Below are 260 nucleotides of genomic sequence, written 5' to 3' on the forward strand. Positions count from 1 at the left end.
GTATCAAGATATTCACCAGCAGCTGAATCACCTAAAATAGCATTCGACGGTGACATATGGTCGGTGGTGATGTTATCACCGAGTACCGCTAATGGGCGCATACCAGACAATGCATTTTTCTTCGCCATTTTGCCTTCCCAATAGGGTGGACGGCGGATATAAGTGGTCTGATCACGCCAGTTATATAATGGGCTTAAGGCTTTGCCCGTGTCTTTTTTGGCCTCATCAAACATCGGGATATAGACGGCATTGAACTGTTC

Annotated in this window: 1 pseudogene; it reads right to left on the reverse strand. The window is 46.2% G+C overall.

The features are described from left to right. A pseudogene (locus AAEY93_RS20790) lies at nt 1-260 on the reverse strand (aconitate hydratase AcnA); the annotation flags it as partial.

The organism is Shewanella sp. CAL98-MNA-CIBAN-0140 (genome assembly GCF_040309905.1).
Classification (GTDB): Bacteria; Pseudomonadota; Gammaproteobacteria; order Enterobacterales; family Shewanellaceae; genus Shewanella; species Shewanella psychromarinicola.